This window comes from Azohydromonas lata NBRC 102462 (assembly GCF_001571085.1).
Classification (GTDB): Bacteria; Pseudomonadota; Gammaproteobacteria; order Burkholderiales; family Burkholderiaceae_C; genus Azohydromonas; species Azohydromonas lata.
Window position 1 is genome coordinate 1 of sequence record NZ_BCTC01000176.1, and the last position, 7920, is coordinate 7920.

A 7920-nucleotide genomic window follows, 5' to 3' on the forward strand; every position below is an offset into this window, starting at 1 on the left:
CTCCAGCACCGAGCCGCCGTTTTCCTGATTGCCCGCCATCAGCGCCTCGCGCACCTGGGCCTGCGTGATGCCGTAGGCCGCGAGCTTCACGGGGTCGAGCACCACCTGGTACTGCTTGACCATGCCGCCTACGGTGGCGACCTCGGCCACGCCCGGCAGGCTCTTGAGCTCGTACTTCAGGAACCAGTCCTGCAGCGCGCGCAACTGCGACAGGTCATTGCGCCCGCTGCGGTCAACGAGCGCGTACTGGAACACCCAGCCCACGCCCGTGGCATCCGGGCCCAGCGCGGTCTTGGCACCGGCGGGCAGCCGGCCCTGCACCTGGTTGAGGTACTCCAGCACCCGCGAGCGCGCCCAGTACAGGTCCGTGCCGTCCTCGAACAGCACGTAGACGAAGCTGTCGCCAAAGAAGGAGTAGCCGCGCACGGTGCGCGCCCCGGGCACCGACAGCATCGTGGTGGCCAGCGGGTAGGTCACCTGGTTCTCCACGATCTGCGGCGCCTGGCCCGGCAGCGTGGTGCGGATGATGACCTGGACGTCCGAGAGGTCCGGCAGCGCGTCAACCGGCGTCGTGCGCAGGCCCCAGATGCCGGCGGCGGCAAGGAACAGGGTGGCCAGCAGCACCAGGAAGCGGTTGCCGACCGACCAGCGGATGAGGCTGGCGATCATTGTCCGCTCCCCGTGCCGTGACCGGCGTGGGCATCGTGGCCGGCATGCGCATCCTGCGGTGGCACGGGTGCTGGCACGGGAGCCGCGGCTGGCCTGGCCGGCGCCGCGCCGTCGCGCGTGATCGCCGTGACGACCGCCTCGTCACCCTGCATGCGGAAGCTGAAACGCACCGGGTCCTCGCCCTTGAGCCCCTTGGCCATTCCGGGCCGCTCCAGCTTGAAGGGCATGGTCATGGGCGGCCACTTCAGCGCCGCCACCGCCTGGTGGTCCAGCGTGATGGTGTCGCCCTCGACCTCGACCACCTTGCCGCGGGTCTCGTAGGTGGCCGGGACAGCCGCGGGCTGGACAGCCTTGGTCGTCGCCGCAACCGCGGGGGCGGCCCCGTGGGCGCTTTCATGGCCGGGCGCGGCTGCAAGGGCAGCGGGCGCCGGCGCCGTGCCGGCTGTGGCCTGCGCCACGATGCCGCGCAGGCTGGCCTCGGAGTCGATGAGGAACTGGCCGGAGGCCACCACCTGCTGCCCGGGCTCGATGCCGCGGCGCACGGCGATGCGCTCGCCCACCTCGGGGCCCAGCTCCACTTCGACCGGGCGGTAGCTGCCCGGCGCGTCCACCACGTACACCAGCGCGCGGCGCCCGGTGCGGATCACGGCTTCTGCCGGCACCGTCACCGCCTCGCCCTGGGCACCGCCTTGCAGCTGCACCTGGGCGAACATGCCCGCACGCAGCCGCTGGCCCGGGTTGGGCAGCTCGATGCGCACGCGCAGCGTGCGGGTCTCGGCACTGGCCTCAGGCAGGATGGCCAGCACCTTGCCGCGCAGCGCCTCGCCCGGCGCAGCCGCCAGGCGCACGCTGGCCGGCTGGCCGATGGCAACACTGGAGGCCTGCACCTCCGGCAGCGCGGCCTCGACCCAGACCGTGCCCAGGCCGTTGATGCGCGCCAGCGTCATGCCCGGCGCCACCGTCATGCCCTGACGCACCATCAGCTCGGCGATCAGGCCGCCGCCGGGCGTGGTGATGGTGGTCGTCGCCACGGGCCGGTTCTCGCGTTCGACGCGCTCGACAAGGCCCGCAGGCATGCCCAGCAGCACCAGGCGCTGGCGTGCCGCAGCCGTGAGCGACGCGTCGCCGGTGGCGCGTACGGCCAGGTATTCCTGCTGCGCGGCCAGCCATTCCGGGTGCAGCACGTCGGCCAGCGGCGCGCCAGTGCCGATCACGTCGCCCGGGGCGCGGGCATAGACGCGCTCGACGAAGCCGTTGGCACGCGCCTGCACGATGCTCACGTCGCGCTCGTTGAGCTGCACCGTGCCGACGGCGTCCACCGCCGTGGCAAGCGTTCGCTTCTCGGCCGTGGCCACGCGCAGGCCCAGCGCCTGCATGGCCTGCGGCGACACCGCCACGCCACCGGCTGCCGCACCGCCGGCCTCGTCGGCGTACTTGGGCTGCAGCGGCATGTCCATGTAGGGCGACTTGCCCGGCTTGTCGAACTTCATGTCCGGCTTCATCGGGTCGTACCAGTACAGGATCTGGCGCTCGGTGGAAGCGGCCGGCGCCGTGGCGCCGGCGTGATCGGTGCCGATGTGCGAGGGCGTGCGCCAGGTGGCCAGCCCCCAGCCGGCGGCCATGCCGGCGGCGAGCAGCACGACGGCCAGGGCAATCTTCTTGGGTTGGGTGTTCATGGTGCTCACTCGGCAGTCAGGGTGTTCAGGCGCACGCGCAGGTCCACGCGCTCGGCGTCCAGGCTCAGCGTGCGCAGCCGCTGCTCCAGCGCCGCAGCGCGCGCGGCGAGCACCGCGCCCAGGTCGCTGCGGCCGGCCTGGTAGGCGGTGGTGACAAGCGACACGCGTTCGGCGGCCAGGCGCTGGCCGTCCGTGCGCAGCCGCTGTGCCTGCGCATCCAGCGCCTGCAGCTCGGCCAGCTGCATCTCGACCTCTTCCCCGTGGCGCCGGGCCGTGTCCTCGCGCTCGGCTTCCACGCGCTCGAGCTCACGGCGCTTGCTCGCAACCTGCGGCTCCTGGCGCTGCCCCTGGCGCAGCGGCAGGTCGAAACTCAGCTGGAAGGACACCATGTCGTCATAGCGGGGACGCCGGGCATAGGCCACTTCCCAGGACCAGTCGCCGCGCTTTTCCGACTCGGCTTCGCCGATCTCGGCCCGGGCCATGGCGGCCATCGCCTCGAAGGGCTGCAGCTCGACGTGGCGGTGCAGTGCCTCCCGCACGGCCTCGGCGCGCACGGTCAGCGCCGGTGGCTCACCGGCCAGCGGCTCGTCGGCGCGCGGGCCCACCAGGCGGCGCAGCGTGGCGCGAGCCTTGGCCACGTCGCGCTGGAACTCGTCCTGCCGGTCGTCCAGCGCGAGCGTTTCCTGCCGCGCCATGGTGAGATCCGTGGGCTGTGCGCCGCCCGCGGCGATGCGCGCGGGCAGGGTCTGCAGCAGCAGCCGGTTCTCGCGCCGGAAGTCCTCCAGCAGGCCCAGCCGCTGTTCGGCGTAGTGCACGGCGAGCCAGGCGCGCATCGCCTCGCGCCGGGCCTGCAGCTCCGCCACGGCGGCCAGGCTGCGTTCGCGCTCGGTGCGGGCCTGTGCCAGCTGGGTGCGGGCCTCGCGCTTGGCGCGGTTGGGCATCTCCTGCATGACGCCCACGCGCTGCATCGTCATGAAGTCGCGCGTGAGCTTCCAGCGGTCCATGCCCGTGACGGGCAGGTTCTCCACGCCCACCGACAGGCGCGGGTCCGGCAGCGCCGCGGCGGCGGGCTCCGCGGCCTGCGCGCCAGCGGTTGCCGCCTGCTGTGCGCGCAGCGCCGGCGAGACTTGGCGCGCCAGGTCCACTGCTTCAGTGAAGCTCAGGGCGGCAAAGGCGATGGGAGCGTGGAGGGCGACAAGCGCCAGGGTGCAAGCGGCGGCCAGACGGCGCAGCCGAGGCTGCCGTGGCGCGGCAGCGGCGGGTTGCGCGAGGCGCGCACCCGGGAAGAAGACAGACATGGCGGACCTTCGGAAATCCAGTGACCAAGGACAAAAGACGGGAGCCCAGCGCGCACGCCGATGGCGGCGTGCCGTCTGGAAGCAACCCGTCAGGTCAATTCCGAAGTGAGAGGTGCGACAGGTAAATGGGAGGCGAGCCGCGCGGGGCGCCGTCCGTGGGCGGCCGCGAACGGGCTGCGACCGATGGCGAAACGGCCAGGACCGGCACCACCCACAGCAGCACCGGTAGGGCAGCCAGCGCCGCCCCGGGCTCGGTGCCCGGCTGCGGTGTCACGGAAGCGGTGCCCTGGTCGCAGTGCGCCTTGCACAGCTGCGGCTGGTCGGGGTCCATCGTGGCGTGCATGTCGCCGTCGCAGTCGTGCATGAGCACGGCGTCGGCGGGCATGGGAGCGGAGGGCACCTTGGCCTGCGGGCAGGCATAGGCGGCCGTCACCAGCTGCACCAGCAGCACGAACGCAGCCAGCCAGGAGGCCAGGCTGCGACGGTGACGGACGGTCAGGAACATGGGAGGCAGTCTAGGCGCGCGGCGCCGGCCGGAATTGAGCTTGCTCAAGATCCCGTAACAAATGGACGGCATGCGGGAATGGGGCTTGCCTCGAATGCGGCGCCTTTTTCACGGAAGACCGCCATGGAAACAAACCGCACCTTGTGCCTGCGCGTGTGCGCCGTTGCCCTGTCTTGCCTGGGCAGCCTCGCCGCCAGTACCGCCCATGCACAGGCTTCGGCGCCAATGGGCTCCTCGGGGCAAGGCTCCTCGTCGATGCAATCGGGCGGTTCGGGCTCGATGGACATGCACGGCACCATGATGCGCGGCATGGAGCAGATGCAGCAGATGAAGCCCACGGGCGATGCCGACCGTGACTTCGCCACCATGATGAAGATGCACCACCAGCAGGCGGTCGAGATGTCACAGGCCTACCTCAAGCAGGCCAAGTCGCCCGAGCTCAAGAAGATGGCGCAGAAGATCGTGCGCGATCAGCAAAAGGAGATTGGCCAGTTCGACAAGTGGCTGCAGTCGCGCAAGTAAGGCCCGGTTGAGCGGCAGGGCCACTGCCGCTACTAACGACCAAGCTGCCCAAGGTCGTCCAGGATCGGGCAGTCTGGGCGCTCATCGCCGTGACAGCACGAAGCCAGACGCTGCAGCGTCTGCTTCATCGCCGTCATCTCGGCGATGCGCCGCTCCAGGTCGGCGACGTGCTCCAGCGCGATGCGCTTGACCGAGGCGCTGTTGCGCCGGCGGTTCTGCCAGAGCTTGAGCAGCTCGGCGATCTCCGCCATGCCAAAGCCCAGGTCACGCGAGCGGCGGATGAAGCGCAGCATGTGCACCTCCCGCTCGCCGTACTGACGATAGCCCGAGTCCGTGCGCCGCACCTGCGGCAGCAGCCCCAGCGACTCGTAGTGCCGCACCATCTTGGCCGAGACGCCCGAGCGCGCGGCGGCCTCGCCGATGTTCAGGACGGGCGTCTCGGTGGCGGCAGCAGGCATGGCGGGCTCCTCGTGATGGGCTTGTCTTGGACGGCGGCGGTTTGGGCGCACCTTGCAGGGTGGGTCGGTGCGCAGACACTTCGCCATTCAGCATGAAGCTTTCCATGATGGCAAGGTCAAGTCATCGTGACCCATGTCCATGTCGGTGGGTGCAGTTCGAGAGAACAGGTGTTGACCTTCCCATGGTGGGAAGGTTGAAGCTGTCGGGCATCAGCAACCCACCAGCCAGGAAGGTCACCATGATCGAGTTCACCGTCCCCGAGATGAGCTGCGGCCACTGCGTCGGCGCCATCACCCAGGCCCTCAAGGCCGCCGATCCGGCGGCCCGGGTCGATGTGACCCTGGCCGACAAGAAGGTCAGGGTCCAGAGCACGCTGGAGCGCCAGGCGCTGGCCCAGGCGCTTTCCGAGGCCGGCTACGAGCCAGCCGCGGCCATCCCTGCCACAGGCCCTGCGCGCGGCGGCTGTGGCTGCGGCTGCCGCTGAAGGGGCGCCAAGGGGGCTGCGACTACAGCCGCTGCGAGATCTCCAGCAGCGGCTTCATGCCGGAGCCAAAGCGCCGCATCGGCTCCAGGTTCTTCTGCAGCTCGCCGTAGGGCAGGTAGCGGATGCCCAGCGACGACACGCGCGAGAAGGCCGGGCGCTGCAGTTGCAGCCGCACGTCCTCGCGCCGGTTGTCGGGTGCGACCAGGAACAGCACGCTGCCCTCGCCGATCTCGCATCCCAGCGCCAGGTCCAGCATGCGCACGATGCCGGAGTAGATCGATGTCGAGTGCTCGACCTCGAAGGCTGCGGCCACCTTCGCGCTGGCCGGATCGATCCATACCACGTCGATCAGGCGCACTGCGTCCAGCCCCGTGCCCGCCGTGGGTGGAAACTCCGCCAGGCACCCGTCGGAGAGCCGCCCGCCCGCGTACTCGCGGCTGCGGTCGTTGGCCGCGATCCAGACCTTGAAACCCAGCGCATGGCCCAGGTCGCGCAGCCAGCCCTGGACCTGCGTGTGGGTCGTGTCGTTCTCCTTCTCCGCCGCCCAGGCCTTTTGGGCCGCCGCGGACTCCTCGCGTACCTTTTGCAGGTCGGCTTCCCAGGCCTGGAGGGCCGCCGCATCGTCCGCACGTGGCGGCGCGGCATAGCGGCCGCTGCCGATGTCAAAGAGCAGCCCGGCGATGGCGCCCAGGTCGTTGGAGAGCTGCGTGCGATGCGCCTGGTTGAGCCGGATGGCGCCTTCTCGCATCGAGAGGTAGTGGTCCCAGCGTCCGAGCTTGACGTTGCCGCCCGTCACTGCGTTGTAGCCCCTGACCATCGCGGTGTTGAAGGGCATCACGAGGGTCGGGTGGATGAAGTACAGCAGGTTGGCCACCGCCGGACCCAGGCCCTTGATCTGCAGCGCGTCGATGCGCTGGATAGCCTCGCCCACGGCCTCGGCCGTGTCGCAGCAGTCACAGCTGTGCAGCAGCCGCGCGAAGGCCCGCTGGTTGGCGGCGTTCTCGTAGATGTCGGGAATGCGCAGCTTGGGTTTCCACAAGAAGGCGTGGTCCGCGCCCTTGAAGAGCTGGCGCTGCTCGGCGACGGACGCGACCACCGTCTCCAGCGCCGAGCCGCGGTAGGCATTGCCGAAGGTCCCGGCCTCGATCTCGCGCACGACCTGCCCGATGCCGCGGCGGATGGAGCGGAAGTTCTTGAGCCGCTCATCCCAGAGGAACCAGGTGTTGTAGGTGCTGTGGGGATCGGCTTTCCAGTGCTCGATGAGGATCGCCAGGGTGTCGTGCATCGCGGGAGTCCAGGTCTTGTGCGTCTTGTAAGGCCGGGAATGGTAAGAGGCGGTGACTGCGGCGATGCCCTGCAGATCAATCGATGCTCAGGCGCGCAACTCCCTCCAGCGCCGCAGCAGCAGCGCATTGCCCGCCACGCTGGCCTGGTTTGTGAACGGCGGTCAGGAAGTGCGCTTTTCCGGCGGTGATGGCGCGCTTTTTTGTTCCCGCAAGGCTCCCTTCTGTGGATAACTGCATGCGGCGTCGCGATTGTGGAAAACCGCTGTCGCGAGCGGCCTGGCCGACCTACGCCGGCTGATCCCACCTCGCGCTCAGCGACTGGAGTTGCACCACGGCACTTGGTTTTTTGTCATGATTCCAGTAAAGTGGAATCATGGAAGAGAAAGATGTTGTTCGATCGCTCGCCGCGCTGGCCCAGCCGGCGCGGCTGCAGGCGTTTCGCGCCCTCGTGGTGGCCGGCGAGCAGGGCCTGACGCCCGGCGCCATGGCCGAGGCGCTGGGACTGCCGGCGTCCACGCTGTCGTTCCACCTCAAGGAGCTGGCCAACGCGGGCCTGGTGACGCAGGAGCGCGAGAGCCGCAACCTCATCTACCGCGCCGCGTTCGAACAGATGAACGCGCTGCTGGCCTACCTCACCGAGAACTGCTGCCAGGGCGTGGCTTGCCTGCCCGCGGCCAAGCCCTGTACCGACTGCTGACCCAGCCCTTCAAAGGAGACCCGCGATGAAGCGCTTCCACGTCCACCTGCACGTCGATGATCTGGCCAAGAGCATCGCCTTCTACTCCAGACTCTTCGCCGCCGAGCCCGCGCGCGTGGAGAGCGACTACGCCAAGTGGATGCTCGACGACCCGGCCGTGAACTTCGCCATCTCCACGCGCGGCCAAGCCAGCGGCATCGACCACCTGGGCATTCAGACCGACGACCCGGCGGAGCTGGCCGCCATGAAGGAGCGCGCGCAGGCCGCCGACATGGCGCTGCTCGATGAAGGTGCTACGACCTGCTGCTATGCGCGCAGCGAAAA

The 7920-nt window shown here is 69.7% G+C and carries 10 protein-coding genes; 4 read left to right on the top strand and 6 right to left on the bottom strand.

The genetic code is table 11. From position 1 onward, the window contains the following. The 4 genes from ALA01S_RS29610 to ALA01S_RS29625 all read right to left on the bottom strand — a co-directional run. On the bottom strand, nt 1-669 hold a 669-nt coding region (locus tag ALA01S_RS29610), incomplete at its 3' end, for an efflux RND transporter permease subunit (RefSeq protein WP_169806046.1). Next, on the bottom strand, nt 666-2345 hold the full coding sequence (locus ALA01S_RS29615; RefSeq protein WP_029001668.1) for an efflux RND transporter periplasmic adaptor subunit: 1680 nt from the start codon (nt 2343-2345) through the stop codon (nt 666-668). The genes ALA01S_RS29610 and ALA01S_RS29615, both read right to left, overlap by 4 nt. Nucleotides 2346-2350: 5 nt before the next feature. Further along, nucleotides 2351-3643 (bottom strand): TolC family protein, encoded by a 1293-nt coding sequence (locus tag ALA01S_RS29620; RefSeq protein WP_029001669.1) that lies wholly within the window; start codon nt 3641-3643, stop codon nt 2351-2353. 94 nt (nt 3644-3737) lie between these two features. Then, complete coding sequence (locus tag ALA01S_RS29625) at nt 3738-4148, bottom strand: hypothetical protein (protein ID WP_029001670.1); 411 nt, start codon at nt 4146-4148, stop codon at nt 3738-3740. A gap of 123 nt (nt 4149-4271) precedes the next feature. Between ALA01S_RS29625 and ALA01S_RS29630 the strand changes: the two genes are divergently transcribed. After that, nucleotides 4272-4670, top strand: coding sequence for a DUF305 domain-containing protein (locus tag ALA01S_RS29630; protein WP_064736106.1), 399 nt, complete (start codon nt 4272-4274; stop codon nt 4668-4670). Between the two features lie 32 nt (nt 4671-4702). Here the strand turns inward: ALA01S_RS29630 and cueR are convergent, their stop codons facing one another. Further along, nucleotides 4703-5128, bottom strand: coding sequence for a Cu(I)-responsive transcriptional regulator (gene cueR / locus ALA01S_RS29635; RefSeq protein WP_169517157.1), 426 nt, complete (start codon nt 5126-5128; stop codon nt 4703-4705). Between the two features lie 239 nt (nt 5129-5367). Here cueR and ALA01S_RS29640 point away from each other — a divergent pair, with 239 nt between their 5' ends. Beyond that, nucleotides 5368-5613 (top strand): heavy-metal-associated domain-containing protein, encoded by a 246-nt coding sequence (locus tag ALA01S_RS29640; RefSeq protein ID WP_051244359.1) that lies wholly within the window; start codon nt 5368-5370, stop codon nt 5611-5613. Between the two features lie 22 nt (nt 5614-5635). On the opposite strand, the gene ALA01S_RS29645 is transcribed toward ALA01S_RS29640, so the two are convergent. Next, complete coding sequence (locus tag ALA01S_RS29645) at nt 5636-6898, bottom strand: type II restriction enzyme NmeDI-related protein (RefSeq protein ID WP_029001672.1); 1263 nt, start codon at nt 6896-6898, stop codon at nt 5636-5638. A 374-nt stretch (nt 6899-7272) separates the two neighbouring features. On the opposite strand from ALA01S_RS29645, the gene ALA01S_RS29650 reads away from it, so the two are divergent. Together ALA01S_RS29650 and ALA01S_RS29655 are read left to right on the top strand one after the other, a co-directional pair. Next, complete coding sequence (locus ALA01S_RS29650) at nt 7273-7596, top strand: ArsR/SmtB family transcription factor (RefSeq protein ID WP_029001673.1); 324 nt, start codon at nt 7273-7275, stop codon at nt 7594-7596. Between the two features lie 25 nt (nt 7597-7621). After that, nucleotides 7622-7920 (top strand): VOC family protein (locus tag ALA01S_RS29655; RefSeq protein ID WP_373863021.1); only part of this gene is annotated, 299 nt, incomplete at its 3' end.

Excerpts from the sequence above, each read along its gene's own strand:
- ALA01S_RS29650 (WP_029001673.1), top strand. The coding sequence starts at position 7,273 with ATGGAAGAGAAAGATGTTGTTCGATCGCTCGCCGCGCTGGCCCAGCCG.
- ALA01S_RS29645 (WP_029001672.1), bottom strand. The coding sequence starts at position 6,898 with ATGCACGACACCCTGGCGATCCTCATCGAGCACTGGAAAGCCGATCCC.
- ALA01S_RS29615 (WP_029001668.1), bottom strand. The coding sequence starts at position 2,345 with ATGAACACCCAACCCAAGAAGATTGCCCTGGCCGTCGTGCTGCTCGCC.
- ALA01S_RS29625 (WP_029001670.1), bottom strand. The coding sequence starts at position 4,148 with ATGTTCCTGACCGTCCGTCACCGTCGCAGCCTGGCCTCCTGGCTGGCT.
- ALA01S_RS29630 (WP_064736106.1), top strand. The coding sequence starts at position 4,272 with ATGGAAACAAACCGCACCTTGTGCCTGCGCGTGTGCGCCGTTGCCCTG.
- cueR (WP_169517157.1), bottom strand. The coding sequence starts at position 5,128 with ATGCCTGCTGCCGCCACCGAGACGCCCGTCCTGAACATCGGCGAGGCC.
- ALA01S_RS29640 (WP_051244359.1), top strand. The coding sequence starts at position 5,368 with ATGATCGAGTTCACCGTCCCCGAGATGAGCTGCGGCCACTGCGTCGGC.
- ALA01S_RS29620 (WP_029001669.1), bottom strand. The coding sequence starts at position 3,643 with ATGTCTGTCTTCTTCCCGGGTGCGCGCCTCGCGCAACCCGCCGCTGCC.